Source organism: Lachnoclostridium phytofermentans (assembly GCF_000733755.1).
Taxonomy (GTDB): Bacteria; Bacillota; Clostridia; order Lachnospirales; family Lachnospiraceae; genus Lachnoclostridium; species Lachnoclostridium phytofermentans_A.
Genome location: NZ_JPOF01000001.1, coordinates 450,316 through 472,476 on the forward strand (window position 1 = coordinate 450,316; position 22,161 = coordinate 472,476).

The following is a 22,161-nucleotide window of genomic DNA, read 5'->3' on the forward strand; positions in this document are numbered from 1 at the left end:
GCAAATTATTGGAACTCTACCTTTTAGCTCTTTTCTTATAGTCTTGCTTTTTGTTACAGTTACAAGTTATAATAAACCTAGAATTATAGTTGCTGCATTGGAGTGTTAAGTGTGAGTAAAGGCATCTACTTATCATTTGGGTTTGATGTCAATGCCACAGATTGGAGAAATTATGAAAGTAACCTATATTTATCACAGTTGCTTTACAGTGGAAGAACAGGATGTTGTATTAATTTTTGACTATTTCAAAGGTGACTTACCTCAGTTTGATAATGAGAAGAAGATTTATGTTTTTTCCAGTCATAAGCACGCGGATCATTTTAACAGAATGATATTTGAACTTGCTAAGGATTATAAGAATATTTCATTTTTATTATCAAATGACATTAAAATGAACGAAAAATATATGGAGCGAATTCAAATCCCACAAGAAGCAAGAGATAAAATACAATATATGCATAAAAATGAAACCCATCAGATATCTAAGGATCTAAAGGTGGAAACCTTAACCTCTACGGATGAGGGGGTAGCTTTTGTTGTAACATTATTTGATAAGATCATTTACTTTGCAGGCGATTTAAATTGGTGGACCTGGAAAGGGGAGACCGAAGAGGAATATCAGGATATGACGAACCGTTTCTTAACTGAAATAAAGAAACTAAAGGGACGACATCTTGATCTTGCATTTCTACCACTGGATGGAAGACAGGAAGAAAGATTTTATCTAGGATTTGATCATGTTATGCGAGAAGCGAAGGTTTGTAATGCATTTCCTATGCATTATTGGGAAAAACCAGAGGCTATTAAGAAATTAAAAGAGATGGATGTTTCGAAAGATTATAGAGATAGAATATTAGATGTGGTGGAACCAGGACAAGTGTTTGAGTGCTAACACATTAATAAAAGTCAGGCTTTTTTTTATTAGAACCATAATATAACGATCATTCAGAAATGGGAAAAGGAGATTTTATGAATTTTAAATTTGCACATAATAATTTTAACGTATTAGATTTAGAAAAATCATTAGCATTCTATGAGGAAGCGCTAGGACTAAAGGAAGTGCGTAGACATGAGTCAAAAGATTTCACACTAGTTTACTTAGGAGATGGAAGTACAACACATAGCCTCGAGTTAACCTATCTTCATGACCGCAAAGAAGCTTATAACTTAGGAGAAAATGAGTTTCATTTGGCCTTTGTGGTTGATGATTACGAAGCAGCTTTAAAGAAGCATAAAGAAATGAATTGTGTGATTTATGAAAATCCTAACATGAACATTTACTTTATTGTAGATCCAGATGGTTATTGGTTAGAGATTGTTCCAACGAAAAAATAGTTTTTCTGGGAAAATTTTCAGGAGCAAATTTTACTTCTGATAATGAAAAAGCCTTGACAATTAAGAGAAGTTTGCATATGATAAGAAATAGTTAAATTTCCTAAAAAATTGTCATAATTTCATAGGATAAATGTAGTGATGGAGAGGATTACATAAGTAACCTTGTCAGAGAGAACAATCCATTGGCTGTAAGGTTGTTTCAAGAAGTACTTATCGAAGGTAGCTCCGGAACAGTGTTTCTGAAACTTTAAGTAGCGTGTAGGAAATGCCGGGAAGTCCCGTTATAGACGAGCGTTTTTGTTAGAAGACGCGAAAGAGGTGAATTCTAGAATAGTTTATTGTCACAATCGGTGACAAGGTTAGAAATAGTTCTAGTTCACAAATTAAGGTGGTACCACGGTTCTTCGTCCTTATCGGCGAAGAACCTTTTTTTATGTGAGTATCTTTGTGGAAAGCTAATGTTTAGAGTAAGTTTATATTATTGGTAAATTAAGTTGAATAATTTTGAACGATAGGAAAGGAGATTCTTATGCAGAAAGAGTTAGCAAAAACCTATGCTCCAAAGGACATAGAAGACAGATTGTATGAGAAATGGCTGGAAAAGAAGTATTTTCATGCCGAAGTTGATAAGACAAAGAAACCATTTACGATTGTGATTCCACCACCAAATATCACTGGACAGCTTCACATGGGGCATGCACTTGACAATACCATGCAGGACATTTTAATCCGTTTTAAGAGAATGCAAGGTTTTAATGCACTTTGGCAGCCAGGTACAGACCATGCTTCCATTGCAACAGAAGTTAAGATTATTGAGGCTCTAAAGAAGGAAGGCATTGATAAAGACCAGCTTGGTCGAGAAGGCTTCTTAAAGAGAGCCTGGGAGTGGAAAGACGAATACGGCGGACGTATTATTGAACAGCTTAAGAAATTAGGTTCTTCCTGTGACTGGGACAGAGAAAGATTTACGATGGATGAAGGCTGCTCAAAGGCAGTAGAAGAAGTATTTGTAAAGATGTATGAGAAGGGAATGATTTATAAAGGTTCTCGTATCATTAACTGGTGTCCGGTTTGCCATACTTCTATCTCTGATGCTGAGGTTGAATATGAAGATCAGGCAGGTCATTTCTGGCATATTAAGTATCCGGTAGTAGGTACAGATGAGTATCTTTGTTTTGCAACTACAAGACCAGAGACTATGCTTGGTGATACAGCGGTTGCGGTTCATCCAGAAGATGAGCGTTACATGCACCTTATCGGTAAGAAGGTAAAACTTCCTTTTGTTGACCGTGAAATCCCAATCATCGGAGATAGCTATGTTGAGAAAGATTTCGGAACAGGTGTTGTTAAGATTACTCCAGCACATGATCCGAATGACTTTGAAGTTGGTAAGAGACATAACCTTCCAGAAATCAATATCATGAATGATGATGCTACGATTAACGCAAATGGTGGCAAGTTTAACGGTATGGATCGTTATGCTGCGAGAAAGCAAATCGTAAAAGAGTTAGATGAGATGGGTTTACTTGTGAAAGTAGAAGATTATTCTCATAATGTAGGTACTCATGACCGTTGTAAGACTACAATTGAGCCATTAATCAAACAGCAATGGTTTGTAAAGATGGAGGAGTTAATTAAGCCAGCGGTGGAAGCCGTTAAGAATAAAGAAGTTGAGTTAGTACCAGAGCGTATGGAGAAAACATACTTTAACTGGACGGATAACATCAGAGATTGGTGTATCAGCCGTCAGCTATGGTGGGGACATCGTATTCCAGCTTATTATTGCGATAAGTGTGGAAAGGTAGTAGTTTCTAAGACAGCTCCAACTGCTTGCGAATGTGGACATGATCACTTTACACAAGACCCAGACACCCTAGATACTTGGTTTAGTTCTGCATTATGGCCATTCTCCACTCTTGGCTGGCCTGATAAAACAGAAGACTTAGAATATTTCTATCCAACCGATGTTTTAGTTACTGGATATGATATTATCTTCTTCTGGGTTATCCGTATGATTTTCTCTGGATACGAACAGATGAATGAAAAACCATTTAAGACGGTATTATTCCATGGTTTAGTTCGTGACTCACAGGGAAGAAAGATGAGTAAGTCCCTTGGAAATGGTATTGATCCATTAGAGATTATTGACCAGTATGGTGCAGATGCGCTCCGTTTTATGTTAATTACAGGAAATGCACCTGGTAATGATATGCGTTTCTATATGGAACGTGTGGAAGCAGCAAGAAACTTTGCTAATAAGGTATGGAATGCTTCCCGTTTCATCATGATGAACATGCAACAGATGGAAGAAGCAGGAATGGATGCTAAGGTAACTTCTGTGGATATGTCTACTTTAACAGACGCGGATAAGTGGATTATTTCTAAGGTGAATACTTTGGCTAAAGATGTAACAGAAAATCTCGAAAAGTTCGAGCTTGGTATTGCAGCACAGAAAGTTTACGATTTCATCTGGGAAGAGTTCTGCGACTGGTATATCGAAATGGTAAAACCTAGATTATACGGAGAAGCTAAGGAAACAAAGACCGCGGCAATCTATACCTTAAGAACAGTTTTAAGTTCTGCCTTAAAGTTACTTCACCCTTATATGCCATTTATCACGGAAGAAATCTTCTGTACCTTAAAGGAAATGGAAGGAAGACTGTCTGAGGATGAGTCTATTATGGTTTCCAAGTGGCCAGAGTACAAGGAAGAATTTAACTTTGCGAAGGAAGAGGAAGCGGTTGAAATCATTAAGGAAGCGGTAAAGGCAATCCGTAATGTTCGTACTGAAATGAATGTACCACCAAGTAGAAAAGCAAAAGTTATTGTTGTTTCTGATAACGAAAAGGTAAGAGAAATCTTTGCTGACAGTAAGGTATTTTTTGCAACCTTAGGTTATGCAAGTGAAATCGTTATTCAGAGCGATAAGAATGGTATTGATTCTGATGCGGTTTCTGTTGTTACAGCTGTAGCTACCATCTATATTCCATTCGCTGACTTAGTAGATATAGAAAAAGAAATCGAACGTCTAAATAAGGAAAAAGAGCGTTTAGCTGGAGAGCTAAAGAGAGTAAATGGAATGCTTGCGAATCCAAACTTCGTTAATAAAGCACCAGAAGCAAAATTAGCAGAAGAGAGAGCGAAGTTAGAGAAATATAATTCTATGATGGTTCAGGTGGAGGAACGTTTGGCTCATTTTCAGAAATAATATAGATGTTTAGAATCAGATCATAACACTTATCAAGTATTTAATTGTAATAATAAAATTATAAAAGCCTGTAGGAATTTTCTATAATTTACTTTGTGGTAAAAGGAAAGCCAACAACCCCAGAACTAAAAAGTTATAAAGTAAATGCTACCTCTATTAGCGGAAAAGCTGATGCAGGAACTATGGTTTTTGTCAAAATAGGTTCAAAAACTCAAACTGTTATTGCAAGAGATGATAATACATTTACTTTGAAAGTAGCCAAATTGACGAAAGGTAATAAGATAGCAGTCTATGCGAAAGATAATGCGGGAAATAAGAGCAATACTAAGACATATACTGTAAAGTAGTTTAAATTGTAGTTCGTTAGAGTTATATTAGGCATCAGAGCAATTAGATTAGTTTATTGCTCTGATGCTTTTTAAATTCTTATCCGATATATTATTAAAAATCTTATGAAGGTACTTAGGGGGTCCTTTTCTGATGATGAATGATTGGTCAAAACCAACCAAAGAATTGATGTTTAAAAATACAAAAGTAGATTTTCGCAATAATAAATTGGAAGCATATATTACTCTATATGCACCAGTGGGTAAAGATCGTTATACAAAGGAAATGATATATGAGATTCTACGCTACCATCATGTTATCTATGGTATTGATGATGAGGTAATTGACAGGATTTGCGAAAAACCTTGCTATGGAAAAGAAATGTTAATAGCAAAAGGCAAGGAAGAGGTAGATGGAAGTGATGGATACTTTGTCTATTTTTTTGATACAAGTGTTGATACCAAACCTAGAATCTTAGAGGATGGTACTGTAGATTATTATGCAATGACTAGAATTGTTACAGTTTCTCAAGGAGAGATTGTAGTAAGATATCACAAAGCAATTGAGGGGATGGATGGAATTGATGTATGTGGGTATCTTCGAAAGGCGAAGAAAGGTAAGGAGTTACCGCCACTAAAAGTAAAAGGGATTAAGTTATCAGAAGATCGACTAATCTATACGGCATTGATTACAGGAAAAATAGAGCTTTTTGGAGATCGTATTACGATTAGTAATGTTTTAGAGATTAAAGAAGATATCGATTATTTACAAGGTGATATTCACTTCAAGGGAGATCTGGTGATTTACGGTAATATATCATCTGGTAAGGTTGTGGAATCAGAGGGTAGTATTGTTGTTCGAGGACATGTAGAGGGTGCAACCATAAGGGCAGGAAGAGACGTTATCTTAGAAAGCGGAATGCAAGGAGCAGGGAAAGGAAGTATAAGTTGTGGAGGTTCCATCTCTGGTAAATTCTTTGAGCAAGTACTGATGAAGGCAAAGGAAAATATAACAGCGAACACGATAATGAATTGTACGATGATTGCTGGGAATGAAATCATAGTGACAGGGAGAAGAGGAATATTACTGGGAGGTAGTGCCTATGCGGGAAAGAAAATAACAGCTTCCATCATCGGTAATTATGCATCCATTAAGACAGAATTAGTAGTGGGAGCACGAGGAGCTTTTCATAAGAAGTTCCTACGATTAGAAGGGGAAATCAAAGAACTTAAGGAACGGCTTTCTCAAGTAGAAGCAGCAATTGCAATGATTACAGAGAGAGATCTACCAGATAGCATTAGTCCTCTTCGGGAACAGAAATTGAGATTAATCAGAACAAAAATAAACATAAATTCTGAGATTGCAGAGAAAGTAGATGAGTGGAGCGACTTAATGGACTTTATTAAGAATAGCAAAGAAGCAAAAATCGTTGTTCAAAAACTAATGTATCCAGGTTGTAAGCTTGCTGTGAATGGTTTATCTATGGAAATTAAGGATGAGATCGCTCTCACATCTTTTCAACGTAATGGTGATAAGATAGAGATGATACCGTTAGTTTAAACGAATGCTGTAATATTTTGCGATGGAAAAAGATTGCAATCATGGACAGGTATACTATAATAAAGAAAAAGTCGTCCTATTTCCCATAAATCCCCGTGCATATCACATTCTAAAGTAGATATGATACTGCTAAAAATAAAAAGTGTGAAAAATGCTTTATTTTCACACTAACTACTTGATTTTTCGTGGTCTTCTCTGTATGATAGTACTAGAATGCAGAAATTATATGTAATCAAAGAAAAGTCAATGTTCTGTTGAAAAGAGGTATCCTATGATTAATTTTGATGAAGAAATAGCGAAATTTCAACCGAGTCTGGAAGTAGATCAAGCGGAAGAAGCAATTTTTAATAATGACTTGACGGATATCACAGACATGATAGAGTCTATTCTGAATGAGAAAAAGGGATAGAGAAATTAGTACAACGTGACGTTAGTCACAAGCTGGACAAGCAAAGAAATGCAAGCCAGCAAAGAAGCGGACCATGGGGGGAATACGATGAATTGTCCAAAGTGCGGCAATGTGGTCGCAGTTCGAAGAAACAGATGTGAATTTTGTGGGAAAGATCTAACGATAGCAAGAAAAGCTGACCTAATATCCAACACTTATTATAATCGAGGGTTGGAAAAGGCGAAAGTTAGGGACTTGACCGGTGCTGTACTTATGCTTAAGAAGAGCCTAGAGATGAATAAAAGAAATACCAATGCTAGAAATTTGCTTGGGCTTGTATTTTTTGAGATGGGAGAGACAGTAGCAGCACTTAGTGAATGGGTTATTAGTAAACATTTTCAGGCAAAAGACAACGATGCCGATGTCTATATTGGTGCAGTGCAGGCGAATCCAACAAAATTGGACTCGATGAATCAAGCCATTAAAAAATATAATATTGCGTTAGATTCTGCAAAGCAAGGTAGCGATGATCTAGCGATTCTTCAATTAAAAAAGGTGATCAACTTAAATCCGCACTTTATCCGTGCACTTCAATTATTAGCATTGATTTATATGAAAAACAATGAGTTTGAACGTGCAAGAAGGTGCTTAGTAAAAGCAAACAAGATAGATTTAGCGAATACTACAACATTACGCTACTTAAATGAATTAAATCAGTTGGTAAGTGGTGGGGAGAATACGTCTGCGCCATACTGGAGTGATGGTGAGGTAAATCCAGAACCATTAGGAAGACCAATATCTCCAATATCCTCTTATAAGGAAGATAAGCCAAATGTTTGGCTCTTTATTAATCTTATTTTAGGCGTTATCATTGGTGTTTCTGTACTCTTTTTCTTAATTGTTCCAACAGTAAAGAAAAATGCTCAGAATGAATACATGCAAAAGCAACGTGACTTTGATAGCGAACTTCTAGTGTATCGTACCAAACTTACCTCCAGTGAGAGAGAAGTGGAAGACTTAAAAGCAAAACTTGCCCAAAAGCAGAAAGAACTAGATAGTATCGAGATTCCAGAATACGATAAAAATATGTACGATAGTGTATTAAGCGCTGTATATCGTTATATTGAATTGGAATCATCGAATAGTCTGACTCCAGAAAATTCTCTTGAAGTTGCTGATTTGCTAACAAAGGTTGATCCAGCAAAGTTAGAAAATCAAGATGCTGTTAAGTTATATGAGATGGTAAAGCAAGAAATAGCTCCTATAGCATCCAAAGAAGCATACCAGCAGGGAAGAGCAGCATTTGATAAAAAGGAGTACGAGAATGCATTAACTTTGTTAACACAGGCCTATTCACTTGGTGATCCAGATGATTCTACCCTCTATTATTTAGGGAAGACTCATCAAGAGTTAGAGCAATACGAGGAAGCAAAAACGTATTATAACCAGCTATTAACGGATTATCCGAATTCCTCACTGGTGCAATATGCAAAACAACGTTTGAGAGATTTAGAATAAGAAAGAAACGATTGGCAACCGCTTTTTTGTTGCATGCAGATAAAAGATACAAAAAGACATTTCTCATTAGGAGTGTCTTTTTTTCTGAGTACGAGATGTAAAAAAATTACAATAATGGAAAGGAAAGATTTTATGTATGAATTCTAAGGACGAATTTATGTGGTTGGATTTTCAAAAAGTTGGTTGTGCAGATTTTGAAATTCTAAAATCTACGCTAATTATTCATATGAAGGAGGATTTGGATCACCATAGTGCCATTTTTATCAGGGAGCAAGCGGACAAGTTGATAGAACAAAAAAATGTCAAAAATGTTATTTTTGATTTTAGTAAAGTATCATTTATGGACAGTTCAGGCATTGGCGTGATTATGGGACGTTATAAGAAATTGCTTCATGTTGGAGGAGGTGCCCTTGCTGTCATAGGGGTAACTGATCGGATTGACCGTATTCTAAAGCTCTCTGGTTTATATAAGATTATGAGCCGATATCAGGATATGCAAGAAGCATTAAACTGTATGTAATTTTCCGTATGTCACAAGCAGAGTGATAATTCTTATGGAGGTGTAAATATATGGATCAGGAATTACAGAATAAAGAAATGAGGAATAACATAGAAATGGAATGTGACAATGAGATGGTATTGGAATTTGACGCTATTTCTAAAAATGAAAGTTTTGCTCGTACCGTTGTTGCCGCCTTTACAGCTCAGTTGAATCCGACAATAGAGGAACTTGCAGATATAAAAACTGCTGTTTCGGAAGCAGTAACCAATTGTATTATTCATGGTTATGATAACAAGAAGGGAAAGATAAAACTTCATTGTACCATAACAGGAGATGAACTAATGATTGAAATAGTGGATTATGGAGTTGGGATTGCGAATATACCACTTGCTATGGAACCGATGTTTACTTCCAGGCCAGAATTAGAACGTTCCGGAATGGGCTTTTCCTTTATGGATGCCTTTATGGATGAGCTAACTGTAAATTCTGAGGTTTCGATAGGGACGACAGTCCGTATGAGAAAAAGGATCAGTACTACATAAATTCTTTTGCCGATTAGGTAGAAGGGAGGTCATTTGTGGACACACTGGATTTAATACGTTTGTCTAAACAGGGAGATAAAGCAGCGAGAGACCGTGTAGTAACTGAAAATGTTGGCTTAGTTTGGAGTATCGTCCGAAGATTTATGGGGCGAGGCCATGAAGCAGAAGATTTATTTCAAATTGGAAGCATTGGGCTTATGAAGGCAATTGATAAATTTGACTTAAGCTATGAAGTAAAATTCTCAACTTATGCGGTTCCTATGATAACGGGGGAAATAAAAAGATTTCTTCGAGATGATGGTATGATCAAGGTAAGCCGGTCATTAAAAGAAACAGCAGGGAAAATACGACTTATGAGAGAAACCTTAGAATCAAAAAATGGAAGGGAACCAACGATTGAGGAAATTGGGGAAGCTTTAGAGATAGCAAAAGAAGAAGTTGTTATGGCTCTTGAGTCAGGTGCTGAGGTAGAGTCACTTTATAAAACAATCTATCAAGGTGATGGCAATGCAATTTTTTTAATTGATAAAATCGAGCAAACCGATGATACAAGTGAAGAAATGATAGATCATATGGCATTAAGGGAAGTAATGGATTCACTTGATGAAAAAGAAAAGGATATCATACGATTACGTTATTTTAAAGATAAAACACAAACAGAGATTGCAAAGCAACTAGGGATATCTCAAGTACAGGTGTCTAGGTTGGAACGAAAAATATTAAGAACAATGAGAGAACGTATGTTAGGTTAAAGAAGTAACTATTTACCAGCATATTATAAATAGAATCAGAGATAATAGTAACAGATCACTTAATAAAGGGAGGCTGTTGCAAATCGTGAATGGAATACGATAGAACTTAAAAGTTGTTCTGTTGTTATACCTTAAAGAGCGGTTTGCAACAGCCTATTTTCTTGAATAATAATTGTGAAATTCGCTTGGACATCTGGTTAGGAGGAGTAAGAATGAAAGCGAAAAAAATATGTGTTATGTCACTTATATTACTTGCAGTTGCAATTGTTGTAGGATGTGTATGTTATTATACCCAGAATACAGAACAAGTATTTGAAGGGACATTTATCTGCATAGACAAATTTAATATAGGAGGTCTTTATGGCAGACGATAAGAATAAGGTTTCAGCATCCCAGGTTGCCAATGAAAAAAATCAACAAGAACGTGATAAACTTTACAATAAGTATGTAAAACAGGTGACACCAAAACATAGTTGGTTTGCGAATATGTGTAAAGCATTTGTATCTGGTGGTATTATCTGTGCTATTGGTCAGGGATTTATCAATCTATACTCTTCTTATGGTGCTGAAAAAGAATTAGCAGGTGCTTATACTACAATGTCATTGGTTTTACTAGCCATCATTTTTACCGGTTTTAATTGGTATCAAAAGATTGCAAAATTTGCCGGAGCAGGTAGTGTAGTGCCGATTACTGGATTTGCTAATTCAGTGGCTGCACCAGCCATCGAGTTTAAGAAAGAGGGACAGGTGTTTGGCATAGGCTGTAAGATATTTACGATAGCAGGTCCTGTAATATTATATGGTATCTTCTCCTCTTGGCTATTAGGAGTTGTATACTATATCTTTACATTGTTTCAGAAATAAAATGGAATACAATTTATAGTGCTTAACAGCCTGCTAACAAATTATATAGAAAGAAGGGACAGCCTATGACTCAAACGTCAGCCAAACAATCGAAAATGGTAGGTAAGCAGAGCCTACAATTTTCTAATCCACCCGCTATTATTGGATGTGCCTCCATCGCAGGAAAAAAAGAGGGTGAGGGACCATTGGGTGCATTTTTTAATGTAGTGGAAGAAGATCCTATGTTTGGGCAAAAAACATGGGAAGAAGCAGAGAGTAAGATGCTAGGGATGGCAGTTGATGTAGCAATACACAATGCTGGACTAAAAAAGTCAGATATCCGCTACTTAGTTGGTGGTGACCTGCTAGGACAATTAATTGCTACAAGCTTTGGTATTGAAAATTTTGAGATACCTCTTCTGGGAGTTTATGGAGCATGCTCTACGATGGGAGAATCTATCGTTGTTGCTTCCATGATTATAGATGGTGGATTTGCGGATAAAACACTCGCAATCACATCCAGCCATTTTGCTGGTGCTGAAAAACAATTCCGATTTCCGCTTGCTTATGGTAGCCAAAGGCCAAAGGCAGCAACATGGACAGTAACAGGAAGTGGTGCAGTGATCTTAGGACAGGAACCTGAAAAAGACAGTGAATTTGCAAAGCAATTTTCTCCGGTTATGATAAAAGTAAAGGGTGTTACCATAGGAAAAATCGTGGATTTTGGATTAAAGGACTCTTTAAATATGGGTGCCTGTATGGCGCCAGCAGCGTGTGAAACGATTGCACAAAATCTAAAGGATTTTAAGATACAACCAGATTACTACGATCGTATTATTACCGGTGATTTAGGTGTGGTTGGTAAGGATATACTAATTGATTTATTAAAGCAAAAGGGATATGACATCAGTAGTAATCACATGGATTGTGGTATTGAAATCTTTGATTCTGAAGCACAGGATACTCATGCTGGTGGAAGCGGTTGCGGCTGTAGTGCAATCACTTTAACAGGATATATTTTACAAAAACTACGAAAACAAGATTGGAATAGAGTTTTGTTTGTACCAACCGGTGCACTTCTTTCTACGGTAAGCTACAACGAGGGACAGAGTGTTCCTGGAATCGCACATGCAGTGATGTTGGAATCTTGCTAGAAAGGAGGAGACATGGATTATTTGATTTCATTTTTAGTTGGTGGTGCTATCTGCGCAATCGTACAAATTGTGATGGACAATACAAAATTAATGCCAGGCCGTATTATGGTTATTCTTGTATGTTTAGGTGCATTCTTAGGAGCGATTGGAGTTTATCAGCCGTTTGTAGAATGGGCGGGAGCAGGAGCTTCCGTTCCTTTGGTTGGGTTTGGTAATGTGTTATTTAAAGGAATTAAGGAAGCGGTTGATAAGGAAGGATTTATTGGGCTATTTAAAGGTGGTTTTACATCATCTGCTGTGGGAATATCCTCTGCACTTATCTTTGGGTATCTTGCTTCATTAATTTTTAGTCCTAAGATGAAAGAATAAATAATGATTTTTTTATAGATATTAAGATTTATTATTGTATACCAACGGAATATCGAGAAAAGTTAAGTATTAAAAACGAGTGGATGACGTTTTTACAAAACGTTTCCACTCGTTTTCATGATACGTGAGGTAATATACTATTCTTTTTTATCGTTTTTATAATGTTGTATAATTACTTTAATTAGTGCAGACTTATGGTCGAATATCCGATGGTGGAATAATTATTACCGGAGGAGGAGTTGTAGTTGGCGCCCAAGGTGTTTCTATATCTTCATTATCTGGATACTCTGGACCTACTGGTATCCCATTTTCATCCCCATCCATCGGTGGTGCAATAGTTCCTTCGCTATGGATTGGACAAGAGGTTGTGATATCTCCCTTTGGTAAGATATAAGGAGTATCATCGGTTGTACCGGTTTCCTCTTTTATCAAGTAAACTCTTTCCTCGATGGAATCGAGTGGGCAATAAGGACTTGCAAAATTTCCAGAAACCTTACAGATACTTACCTTTGTGTGAGTAGTACAGTTTTGTATTGGTTCGGTTCCTTTCGCGAAATATTCGGTTCTTGTGCAGTCACCACTTAGTGATTTATCACAAAGTCCTGCAACTGCTTTCTGACCAGATTTTGTACATATCTTAGCAGATATAATAGAGTCTGGTTTCACAAATGCTTTGTTCTCTAACTGAAGCGTAGCGTGGATTTCCTCCATAATATTTTTCCATAAAACCTTGTGGTAGGATTTCTCCTTTTGTGAGAAAGGATAGTCAAATCCTGTCCAGATAGCAGAAGTATAATAAGGAGTGAATCCAACAAACCATAAATCATAATCTTTCGTCGAGGTACCTGTTTTGCCTGCAATTGGCATGGCATAATTTCGGAAGGTTATGCTTATAGCAGTACCTCTCTTAATGGTATCTTCCATTGCATTGGTTAATAACCATGAGGTTGAAGTGTACATTACCTGTTTTGAATTTGGTTCGTTTGAGAGAATAACTTTTCCATTTTGGTCTACGACCTTGGTATAATAAATAGGCTCATTATAAATACCGCCATTCGCAATTGCAGCATATCCAGCGGTTAAGTCTACGTTTGTTACACCTTCTGTGATACCGCCTAAGGCAAGAGGAACAACGATATCAGAATATGGTTTTCCATTTATCTCTTTATATTCAATTAAATCAAATCCAAGATTAGTTAAATAATCGAACCCTTTCCTTGGTGTCACTGCCTCCATAAAGCGACAGGCTATGATATTCATGGAATTATAGATGGCTTCACGCATTGTGCTTAAACCTTTGTATTTCTTATTCCAGTTTGTGACGGTACCACCATCTTTGGGATAGGAATATTCTGAGTCATCCATTACACTGGCAAGGGTATAGCGACCAGAATCGAGAGCCGGAAGGAAAGAAGCAAGTACCTTAAAGGTAGAACCAACCTGACGCTTGGAGTTTGATGCACGATTGGTTGTAAGATTACCGGTCTTAGTACCACGGCCACCATAAAGTGCTACAACATGACCAGTATGCTGATCCATAATAGTTATTGAGGTCTGTGGCTGTAAGGTGATTTGCTTATTTTCCTTAAAATCCTGGTCAGCGTTTACTTTCGCATCACGGAACTCATTAATCTTTGCTTCCATATCTTCCTTACTAAATGAAAGAGTGTTAATACCCACCTTCGGGGTATAAGTTTCATGGTAGTAAAGGCCTTCTGTATCCTTAAAATCTTTAAAATATTCGAGTAGATCGTTCGTATGGTAATGAGTAAAGTTTTCTTTCTCATCATAAACGGATAGGTCATATTTCATCTCATAATAAGAACCTTCCCCAATGGCCGGGAAATTAGATTCCTCTTGAAAATACTTATCTACAATGCTTTGAATTGTTTTATCCTGAGTAGTATAGATATCTAAACCTTCACTATATAGCATATTAGTGGCATCATCCAGAGTATATCCTTTCTTCGTCTGAAGGTCGGATAAGACTTGTTCATAAACTTCATCTGTAAAATAAGAATAATACGTACTTGGTGCCTTTTCGTCATTGTATTGTTTGATACGGCTGTACACATCATCGGTTAAAGCAGTATCATATTCCTCTTTTGTAATGAAGCCAAGACGCAACATAATATCTAAGCAGTCCAGCCTGCGTTTTGCATTTCTTTCAGGGTTATTAATAGGATTACAATTAACAGGAGAAAGAGCAATAGGAGCAATCACTGTGGATTCTGATAAAGTAAGTTCAGAGACATCTTTACCAAAATAGCTTTGGGCTGCAGTCTGCACACCATGGGCACTGTTACTAAGGTAGATATTATTCAGATAAGCTTCTAAAATTTCGTCTTTCGTGTAGATATCTTCTAATTTAATTGCGAGGTACTGCTCTTGTAATTTGCGAGTAATCTTATCTATAGCATTTTTTTCATTACCGTAATTAAATACTTTTATCTTCAATAATTGCTGTGTTATCGTACTTCCCCCAAAACCAAGGCCTTTTGTTTTTAATACGGAGAAACCGGCACGAAAAATACCATAGACATCAATTCCATCGTGCTCGTAATAACGTTCATCCTCGAGTGCAATAAACGCTTGTTGAAGATGTATAGGGATATCTTCAATGGATACTAAGACTCGATTGGATCCTGCACCGATTAACTCTTGTGCTAAGGTTCCATCGCTATAATAAATGTGGCTTGCAAAGCCTTTCGGATCGATGCTTACCTGATTTATGTCAGGAGCTGATTCTATAATCCCCTTAACTGCTCCGGATACGGCTACTACGCCTATGATGCCTAGAAAAACTATAGACATCATAGCAACCCGAAATAACGTTATGCGAATCTTAGAATTCAATCGCTTACTTGTAGACTTGATATCTCGCTGTTTTTTTATAACACCTTTTCTACTAAAATCCATAGGTAACCTCCTAATGTTAGGGATACTTTATAATTGCAGATAGAAAAAAATACCATTTTTTATTATTGACTGATTATCCAATTTTATCATAACACTGTAAAATTTGCAATAAATGTAAGGGAAACGGCTGCTTTACAGGGATGATAGATCCAATTTATGTATCCTCCATTCGATTTTCTCCAACAAGAAAAAGTAATCTTTACGAGCTTTTCCATGTGATGAACAAAAAAAGAATGAAAAGCATAGTTACGATTATGCTTTTCATTCTTTTTGTAAAAGTAAGTTAGTATGAACTATCTCGTATTTATATTTTATTAATTGCCTAAATCATTATTCCTTTAAGGTTGATTATCTGTAGGTGGAATAATAATAACTGGAGGAGGCGTTGTCGTTGGTTCCTCCGGTGTTTCATTCTCTTCTCCGTCATCAGGAATCTCTGGCACTTCCGGTGTCTCATTCTCTTCTTCGTCTGTTGGTGGAGCAACAGTGCCTTCACTATGGATTGGACAAGGAGTTGCGATATCACCTGTAGGTAAGATATAAGGAGTATCATCGGTTGGGCTGGTTTCCTCTTTAATCAGGTAAACTTTTTCCTCTAAAGTATCGAGTGGGCAATAAGGACTTGCAAAATGTCCGGATTCCTTACAGATACTTACCTTCATATGAACGGTACAGTTCTGTGTTGGTTCGGTTCCCTTTGCAAAATATTCGGTTCTTGTGCAGTCACCGCTTAAGGCTTTATCACAAAGTCCAGGAACTGCTAATTGGCCTGATTTCGTACAGATTTTAGCAGATACAATGGAGTCTGGTTTTGCAAATGATTTGTTCTCTAGCTTAAGAGTTGAGTGGATTTCCTCCATGATATTTCTCCATAATGCCTTGTGGTAGGATTTTTCCTTTTGAGGGAAATTATAATCAAATCCTGTCCAAATAGCAGAGGTATAGTATGGAGTGTATCCAACAAACCATAGGTCATAATCTTTCGTTGAGGTTCCAGTCTTACCTGCGATTGGCATAGGGTAATTACGGAATCCAATACTTGTTGCAGTACCTCTTTTAATGGTATCTTCCATTGCATTGGTTAATAACCATGCAGTAGAGGTATACATTACTTGTTTGGAACTTGGTTCATTGGAAAGAATAACTTTACCATTCTGGTCTACGACCTTGGTGTAATAAATAGGCTCATTATAAACGCCACCATTGGCGATAGCAGCATATCCAGCAGTTAATTCTACATTTGTTACACCTTCTGTAATACCACCTAAGGCAAGTGGAACACCGATATCAGAATATGTTTTTCCATTTTCTAATACTTTTAATTCAATTAAGTCGAATCCAAGACTAGTTAAATAATCGAATCCCTTTCTTGGTGTCACTGCCTCTATAAAACGGCAGGCAATAATATTCATAGAATTATAGATGGCTTCACGCATTGTACTTAAGCCTTTGTACTTCTTATTCCAGTTGGTTACGGTATCGGTACTGTTTGGATACGTGTATTCTGAGTCATCCATTACACTGGCAAGTGTATAACGACCAGAATCAAGAGCTGGAAGGAAGGAAGCAAGTACCTTAAAGGTAGAACCAACCTGACGCTGCGAATTTGATGCACGGTTTGTTGTACGGTTACCAGTCTTAGTTCCACGACCACCATATAAAGCTACAACGTTACCGTTGTGCTGATCCATAATGGTCATTGAGGTCTGTGGCTGTAAGGTAATCTGTTTATTTTCAACATATTCCTGATCATCTTTTACTTTCGCATTACGGAATTCTTCAATCTTTGCTTCCATATCTTCTTTACTAAATCCAAGGGAGTTAATACCCACCTTCGAGGTATAAGGTTCATGGTAGTAAAGACCTTCGGTATCCTTAAAATCCTTAAAGTATTCCAGTAAATCATTGAGATGGTAGTGAGTTACATTATCCTCATCATCATAAACGGATAGGTCATATTTCATTTCATAATAAGAACCTTCCCCTATGGCTGGGAAATTTGATTCATCTTGAAAATACTTATCTACGATACCCTGAATCGTTTTATCCTGAGTGGTATAGATTTTTAAACCGCCACTATAAAGCATATAAGCAGCATCATCCTGTGTATATCCTTTTTTTGTCTGAAGATCAGATAGTACTTGTTCAATTACTTCGTCTGTAAAGTAAGAATAATACGTACTAGGTGCCTTTTCTTCATTGTATTGTTTGATACGACTATACACATCATCAGCTAAAGCAGCATCATATTCCTCTTTCGTAATGAAGCCAATACGTAGCATATTATCCAAACAATTTTTTCTACGTTCTGCATTCTTTTCTGGATAGTTAATTGGATTACAACGTACTGGAGAAAGAGCAATTGGAGCAATAACAGAAGCCTCTGATAAGGTTAACTCAGAAACATCTTTTCCAAAGTAGCTTTGTGCTGCAGTTTGTACGCCAAACGCGCCATTACCAAGGTTAATGTTATTTAGATAAGCCTCTAAAATCTCATCCTTAGAATAGATGTCCTCAAGTTTAATTGCAAGGTATTGCTCTTGTATCTTTCGGACAATCTTATCTACGGCATTAGCCTCATTACCATAATTAAATACTTTTATCTTGAGTAACTGTTGTGTAATGGTACTTCCACCAAAGCCTAAGCCTTTGGTTTTTAATACAGAGAAACCAGCACGGAAAATACCATAGACATCGATTCCATCATGTTCGTAAAAACGTTCATCCTCCAGAGCGATAAAAGCATGCTCGAGTACATCTGGGATTTCTTCAATGGAAACTAAGATACGGTTCGATTCTGCACCAATTAACTCTTGTGCTAAAGTGCCATCGCTATAATAAATGTGGCTAGCAAAGCCTTCCGGATCGATGTTAACCTGACTGATGTCTGGGGCTGATTCAATAATCCCCTTAACGGCTCCGGATACGGCTACTGCACCAACGATGCCTAGAAAAACAATGCATATCAGACTTACACGAAATAGCGTGATACGAATTTTTGAATTCAATCGCTTACTTGTAGATTTGATATCGCGTTGTTTTTTCACAACACCCTTTCTACTAAAATCCATAGGTAACCTCCTAATTCTAAAGCAGCTATAAAATTTACAATACAGTAATATACTGATATGTAATTCATCTTGTAGATTTTTTATAGCCTGGGTAAATCTCTTAACAGTTCCGGTAAAAATTAAATATAGAAATATCTTCCTATATTTATTATTGACCGATCACTACATTTTAGCATAGCGCTTTAAATTTTGCAATAAAGTTAGAGATGCGATACTTTCCAAGGAATATTGTACCAATTATGCTTTCTCAATCAGAATTTCTTGATCTAAAAAAGCATAAAAAACATCATCGAGTTCCTCCATAATGGCACGTCCATTTGTAGCTTCAGTTATTTTTTTCATAAATAATCCCAAAGAATCTGGTGGGATTAATAAAGTAGCTTTTACAATATCGGTATAATCTGTTGATAATATTGTTAAATTCATTGTAGAAGCAATATATTGAAGCTTACCGATACCGTTATAGTCGGTAGTAATTTCAAGTTGTTTTCCATATTGTTTTTCTATGATTACGCTATTGGCTAAGCCCTCTTTCGTTGCGCCTTGATAAGCGCGTACTAACCCTCCAGTACCTAGTAAGGTACCACCAAAATAACGTGTCACTACAACGGCTGTATTATGAATTCCTTCTCCTAATAATACATCAAGCATAGGTCGTCCTGCTGTCTTGCTAGGTTCACCATCATCACTGCAACGCTGTAATTCATGATTTGAACCAAGAACATATGCAAAACAGTTGTGTGCGGCATCCCAATATTTTTTCTTCATCTGTTCTATAAAGGATAAGGCTTCTTCTTCTGATGTGATAGGAATCACTGTGGCAATGAAACGAGATTTCTTTTCTATAATTTCTCCGGTTCCCCCGGCATAAACTGTTTTATAGGAAGTTGGCATAATAGACCTCTATTCTGGCGCTTAGCGCCTTTATTAATAATGTTTTGGATGCTTTACTTTTGTACTCTTGTGCGATACAATAAGTACAAACAAGTGTACGCAGTAATCATTATTATATCAATAGCGAATTTGATGCGCAAGTTATTCATAAGGGAGAGAGAGCGAAAAGTAATTCCCGGTAAGGTGATAGCTTGCTAATTTTATGAAATCCAATGGTTATGCGAATCTATTTTTATAAGAATATCTATGTAATAACCAGGTGACCTAAAACTGTTACAAATCTACCAGGTTATTATATTATAGTATATTAAGATAAAACTATTCAGTTATAAACGAAGTTCTTGAAAAAAGAAGAAGTTTGATACAATATCGTAGTTAACCTATGATGTTATTGTAAAAAATTTCATTATAGAAAGATGGAATATAAAATTAAGTTATCTATGACATTGATAGCGCGTATAGGTGACGATTTCAGAGTGATTGAAAATGGTTTCATCCGTAAGATGTCTTAGAATTTAGAAAATAAAGGGAGTGGAGATTTAGCTATTATATGAAGTTATTAATGGAAAAGAATACATCAAGAAAACAACGGTTTATGGCAGCTATCCCGATGTTATGCATGATGGTTATTATATTTTTATTTTCAGCGAAGACAGCCACGGAATCGGATGGGACAAGTATTCCAATCGCGCAGGTTTTTTTAAATATTTATCAAAGAATATTTGGGAGTATGGGAGCGGATTCTTATGATATTACACTTAGAGTAGCGAATGTCCTGATTAGGAAAGCAGCTCATGTTACCGAATATGGAATTTTGTCCATCTTTGTAAGCTATTATATATGGGTTAGTGGACATCGTGGTAAGAGCTTCTACATCATAACCTTACTTATCTCAGTAGGTTACGCAGTAACGGATGAAATTCATCAGCTTTTTGTTCCTGGAAGAAGCGGGAGGATCTCAGATGTTTTGATAGACTCCGTTGGTTGTATCTTAGGAGTATTATTATTCTTATTAATATGCCATCTGATAAATAACAGGAGTCTAAAAAAACAACTATCGAGCCATCTAGTAAAATAGATTTTATGAATTAAGAAGCCTCTGTTATAGAAAAATTAGAGAAATTGATTACGTTCTTTGGAATAGTGGTAGTCAAGTTTATCTAAGGTCTCTATCAGTGTTTCTTCCTTTATATCTAGACTTTTACAAAAATCTTCAAGGCTTTGAAATTCATCTCTTAGTTTTGTGTTCACATAACTTAATAAAATTATTGGATCGGTTGGTAACATGGAAGTCATCCTTTCATTCAGTTTAAGATGGTCTTATCATACTGCATGGTTTTTTCTCACGTCAAGGTATTAGTGTGAAAAAATCAATTATTTACTTTGAAAGAAAGGTATCAAATCACCAGATTGGAGGTTATTATGGATCTATTTGAATATATGAGAGAAAATACGAAGGAGAAAGAATCTCCACTTGCCTCTCGTCTTCGTCCAACGAAGTTATCAGAGGTGGTCGGACAGAGCCATATCATAGGAGAAGATAAGTTGTTATACCGAGCAATCATGGCGGATAAACTTGGTTCGGTTATTTTTTATGGTCCTCCTGGAACTGGAAAAACTACGCTTGCAAAGGTGATTGCCAATACCACCAGTTCAAACTTTCATCAAATTAATGCAACTTCTGCCGGTAAAAAAGATATGGAAGAGGTTATTGAGAAAGCGAAACAAACACTTGGTATGTATGGAAAGAAGACCATTCTTTTTGTGGATGAGATTCATCGTTTTAATAAAGGGCAACAAGATTATTTGCTGCCTTTTGTTGAGGATGGTACCATTGTCTTAGTTGGAGCTACGACGGAAAATCCTTATTTTGAAGTTAATAGCGCGCTTATCTCAAGATCAATTGTATTCGAATTAAAACCTTTGGAGCAAAAGGATATCAAAGAACTTTTAATTCGTGCGATTACGGATAAAGAAAAAGGGCTAGGAGCTTATCGAGCGGTAATGGAGGAAGACGCTTTAGACTTTTTAGCAAGTGCAGCAAATGGAGATGCAAGGTCAGCCTTAAATGCGATTGAGTTAGGTGTATTAACAACAAAACGGAGTGAAGATGACTTAATTCATATTACGTTAGAAGTGGCATCGGAGTGTATCCAAAAACGAGTATTAAAATACGATAAGTCGGGGGATAATCACTACGATACAATTTCTGCATTTATAAAGAGTATGCGTGGAAGTGATCCAGATGCTGCAATCTATTATTTAGCGAAGATGCTATATGCGGGAGAAGATGTTGCATTTATTGCACGAAGAATTATGATATGTGCTGCGGAGGATGTATCGAATGCCGATCCGAATGCACTTGTAGTTGCAACAGCAGCAGCGCAGGCAGTGGAGAGGCTTGGTTTGCCAGAGGGACGTATAGTTCTTGCACAAGCTGCCGCTTACGTGGCATGCGCACCAAAGAGCAATTCAGCAATCGTAGCCATCGATGAGGCATCAGAGCTGGTTGCTAAGGATAAAACACCTCCGATTCCTTCTCATTTACAGGATGCTCACTACAAAGGGGCTGCGAAACTAAACCATGGAGTAGGTTATTTATATGCGCATAACTATGAAAATCATTATGTAAAACAGCAATACCTACCAGATCCTTATGTCGGCCGTACCTTTTATCGTCCGAGTGATAATGGCTATGAAAAGACGATTAAAGAGTATTTTCATAGAATAAAAGGAAATGAAACCTGATTGTGTTTGGAAGGGATGTTTATGACAAATA

General features: G+C 36.7%; 20 protein-coding genes and 1 other annotated feature. Of the genes, 16 read left to right on the top strand and 4 right to left on the bottom strand.

The genetic code is table 11. The features are described 5' to 3' along the window. Window positions 1-172 precede the first annotated feature (172 nt). The 14 genes from CC92_RS0102110 to spoVAE all read left to right on the top strand — a co-directional run bounded on the left by CC92_RS0102110 (window position 173) and on the right by spoVAE (window position 12,498). Window positions 173-892 (top strand): MBL fold metallo-hydrolase, encoded by a 720-nt coding sequence (locus tag CC92_RS0102110; RefSeq protein ID WP_029502072.1) that lies wholly within the window; start codon window positions 173-175, stop codon window positions 890-892. Between the two features lie 77 nt (window positions 893-969). Then, the gene (locus CC92_RS0102115) at window positions 970-1,335 is read left to right on the top strand and encodes a VOC family protein (RefSeq protein WP_029502071.1); all 366 of its coding nucleotides are present in this window, start codon (window positions 970-972) and stop codon (window positions 1,333-1,335) included. Window positions 1,336-1,461: 126 nt separating this feature from the next. Further along, window positions 1,462-1,750, top strand: a binding site (T-box leader). A 114-nt stretch (window positions 1,751-1,864) separates the two neighbouring features. Beyond that, a complete protein-coding gene (locus tag CC92_RS0102120) occupies window positions 1,865-4,543 on the top strand; it encodes a valine--tRNA ligase (RefSeq protein WP_029502070.1) in 2,679 nt (892 codons plus the stop codon). 95 nt (window positions 4,544-4,638) lie between these two features. Next, on the top strand, window positions 4,639-4,890 hold the full coding sequence (locus CC92_RS0102125; protein WP_029502069.1) for an Ig-like domain-containing protein: 252 nt from the start codon (window positions 4,639-4,641) through the stop codon (window positions 4,888-4,890). A 133-nt stretch (window positions 4,891-5,023) separates the two neighbouring features. After that, window positions 5,024-6,430 (top strand): DUF342 domain-containing protein, encoded by a 1,407-nt coding sequence (locus CC92_RS0102130; RefSeq protein WP_029502068.1) that lies wholly within the window; start codon window positions 5,024-5,026, stop codon window positions 6,428-6,430. 271 nt (window positions 6,431-6,701) lie between these two features. After that, window positions 6,702-6,839: a hypothetical protein gene (locus CC92_RS22765; RefSeq protein WP_012198505.1), complete on the top strand. Its 138-nt coding sequence runs from the start codon at window positions 6,702-6,704 to the stop codon at window positions 6,837-6,839. Window positions 6,840-6,926: 87 nt separating this feature from the next. Then, window positions 6,927-8,336 (top strand): tetratricopeptide repeat protein, encoded by a 1,410-nt coding sequence (locus tag CC92_RS0102140; RefSeq protein ID WP_029502067.1) that lies wholly within the window; start codon window positions 6,927-6,929, stop codon window positions 8,334-8,336. 136 nt (window positions 8,337-8,472) lie between these two features. Then, a complete protein-coding gene (spoIIAA, locus tag CC92_RS0102145) occupies window positions 8,473-8,856 on the top strand; it encodes an anti-sigma F factor antagonist (RefSeq protein WP_051650633.1) in 384 nt (127 codons plus the stop codon). Between the two features lie 50 nt (window positions 8,857-8,906). Continuing rightward, window positions 8,907-9,380, top strand: a complete 474-nt coding sequence (gene spoIIAB, locus CC92_RS0102150) for an anti-sigma F factor (RefSeq protein ID WP_051650632.1) — start codon at window positions 8,907-8,909, stop codon at window positions 9,378-9,380. Between the two features lie 35 nt (window positions 9,381-9,415). Continuing rightward, window positions 9,416-10,132, top strand: coding sequence for an RNA polymerase sporulation sigma factor SigF (gene sigF, locus CC92_RS0102155; protein ID WP_029502064.1), 717 nt, complete (start codon window positions 9,416-9,418; stop codon window positions 10,130-10,132). A 212-nt stretch (window positions 10,133-10,344) separates the two neighbouring features. After that, the gene (locus CC92_RS22385) at window positions 10,345-10,506 is read left to right on the top strand and encodes a hypothetical protein (RefSeq protein WP_155998284.1); all 162 of its coding nucleotides are present in this window, start codon (window positions 10,345-10,347) and stop codon (window positions 10,504-10,506) included. Continuing rightward, the gene (gene spoVAC, locus CC92_RS0102165; RefSeq protein ID WP_029502063.1) at window positions 10,493-10,996 is read left to right on the top strand and encodes a stage V sporulation protein AC; all 504 of its coding nucleotides are present in this window, start codon (window positions 10,493-10,495) and stop codon (window positions 10,994-10,996) included. Before CC92_RS22385 ends, spoVAC begins: the two co-directional genes overlap by 14 nt. 65 nt (window positions 10,997-11,061) lie before the next feature. After that, on the top strand, window positions 11,062-12,129 hold the full coding sequence (spoVAD, locus tag CC92_RS0102170) for a stage V sporulation protein AD (protein ID WP_029502062.1): 1,068 nt from the start codon (window positions 11,062-11,064) through the stop codon (window positions 12,127-12,129). A gap of 12 nt (window positions 12,130-12,141) precedes the next feature. Then, window positions 12,142-12,498, top strand: a complete 357-nt coding sequence (gene spoVAE, locus CC92_RS0102175; protein ID WP_029502061.1) for a stage V sporulation protein AE — start codon at window positions 12,142-12,144, stop codon at window positions 12,496-12,498. 192 nt (window positions 12,499-12,690) lie between these two features. Here spoVAE and CC92_RS0102180 read toward each other — a convergent pair whose 3' ends face one another. From CC92_RS0102180 to CC92_RS0102190, 3 genes are all read right to left on the bottom strand, one after another. After that, complete coding sequence (locus tag CC92_RS0102180) at window positions 12,691-15,417, bottom strand: transglycosylase domain-containing protein (protein ID WP_051650631.1); 2,727 nt, start codon at window positions 15,415-15,417, stop codon at window positions 12,691-12,693. A gap of 338 nt (window positions 15,418-15,755) precedes the next feature. After that, window positions 15,756-18,488 (bottom strand): transglycosylase domain-containing protein, encoded by a 2,733-nt coding sequence (locus CC92_RS0102185; RefSeq protein WP_051650630.1) that lies wholly within the window; start codon window positions 18,486-18,488, stop codon window positions 15,756-15,758. Window positions 18,489-18,725: 237 nt separating this feature from the next. Beyond that, complete coding sequence (locus CC92_RS0102190) at window positions 18,726-19,382, bottom strand: YigZ family protein (protein ID WP_029502058.1); 657 nt, start codon at window positions 19,380-19,382, stop codon at window positions 18,726-18,728. Between the two features lie 550 nt (window positions 19,383-19,932). Between CC92_RS0102190 and CC92_RS0102195 the strand changes: the two genes are divergently transcribed. Continuing rightward, the gene (locus CC92_RS0102195; RefSeq protein ID WP_029502057.1) at window positions 19,933-20,460 is read left to right on the top strand and encodes a VanZ family protein; all 528 of its coding nucleotides are present in this window, start codon (window positions 19,933-19,935) and stop codon (window positions 20,458-20,460) included. Between the two features lie 35 nt (window positions 20,461-20,495). On the opposite strand, the gene CC92_RS0102200 is transcribed toward CC92_RS0102195, so the two are convergent. Then, on the bottom strand, window positions 20,496-20,669 hold the full coding sequence (locus tag CC92_RS0102200) for a DUF4250 domain-containing protein (protein WP_029502056.1): 174 nt from the start codon (window positions 20,667-20,669) through the stop codon (window positions 20,496-20,498). A gap of 135 nt (window positions 20,670-20,804) precedes the next feature. On the opposite strand from CC92_RS0102200, the gene CC92_RS0102205 reads away from it, so the two are divergent. Next, window positions 20,805-22,130, top strand: coding sequence for a replication-associated recombination protein A (locus CC92_RS0102205; protein ID WP_029502055.1), 1,326 nt, complete (start codon window positions 20,805-20,807; stop codon window positions 22,128-22,130). Window positions 22,131-22,161 lie beyond the last annotated feature (31 nt).

Bases quoted from the DNA above. Each gene is read 5' to 3' on its own strand.
- CC92_RS0102110 (WP_029502072.1), top strand. From the start codon at position 173: ATGAAAGTAACCTATATTTATCACAGTTGCTTTACAGTGGAAGAACAG.
- CC92_RS0102115 (WP_029502071.1), top strand. From the start codon at position 970: ATGAATTTTAAATTTGCACATAATAATTTTAACGTATTAGATTTAGAA.
- CC92_RS0102120 (WP_029502070.1), top strand. From the start codon at position 1,865: ATGCAGAAAGAGTTAGCAAAAACCTATGCTCCAAAGGACATAGAAGAC.
- CC92_RS0102130 (WP_029502068.1), top strand. From the start codon at position 5,024: ATGATGAATGATTGGTCAAAACCAACCAAAGAATTGATGTTTAAAAAT.
- CC92_RS22765 (WP_012198505.1), top strand. From the start codon at position 6,702: ATGATTAATTTTGATGAAGAAATAGCGAAATTTCAACCGAGTCTGGAA.
- CC92_RS0102140 (WP_029502067.1), top strand. From the start codon at position 6,927: ATGAATTGTCCAAAGTGCGGCAATGTGGTCGCAGTTCGAAGAAACAGA.
- spoIIAA (WP_051650633.1), top strand. From the start codon at position 8,473: ATGAATTCTAAGGACGAATTTATGTGGTTGGATTTTCAAAAAGTTGGT.
- spoIIAB (WP_051650632.1), top strand. From the start codon at position 8,907: ATGGATCAGGAATTACAGAATAAAGAAATGAGGAATAACATAGAAATG.
- CC92_RS22385 (WP_155998284.1), top strand. From the start codon at position 10,345: ATGAAAGCGAAAAAAATATGTGTTATGTCACTTATATTACTTGCAGTT.
- spoVAC (WP_029502063.1), top strand. From the start codon at position 10,493: ATGGCAGACGATAAGAATAAGGTTTCAGCATCCCAGGTTGCCAATGAA.
- spoVAD (WP_029502062.1), top strand. From the start codon at position 11,062: ATGACTCAAACGTCAGCCAAACAATCGAAAATGGTAGGTAAGCAGAGC.
- spoVAE (WP_029502061.1), top strand. From the start codon at position 12,142: ATGGATTATTTGATTTCATTTTTAGTTGGTGGTGCTATCTGCGCAATC.
- CC92_RS0102180 (WP_051650631.1), bottom strand. From the start codon at position 15,417: ATGGATTTTAGTAGAAAAGGTGTTATAAAAAAACAGCGAGATATCAAG.
- CC92_RS0102185 (WP_051650630.1), bottom strand. From the start codon at position 18,488: ATGGATTTTAGTAGAAAGGGTGTTGTGAAAAAACAACGCGATATCAAA.
- CC92_RS0102190 (WP_029502058.1), bottom strand. From the start codon at position 19,382: ATGCCAACTTCCTATAAAACAGTTTATGCCGGGGGAACCGGAGAAATT.
- CC92_RS0102195 (WP_029502057.1), top strand. From the start codon at position 19,933: ATGAAGTTATTAATGGAAAAGAATACATCAAGAAAACAACGGTTTATG.
- CC92_RS0102200 (WP_029502056.1), bottom strand. From the start codon at position 20,669: ATGTTACCAACCGATCCAATAATTTTATTAAGTTATGTGAACACAAAA.
- CC92_RS0102205 (WP_029502055.1), top strand. From the start codon at position 20,805: ATGGATCTATTTGAATATATGAGAGAAAATACGAAGGAGAAAGAATCT.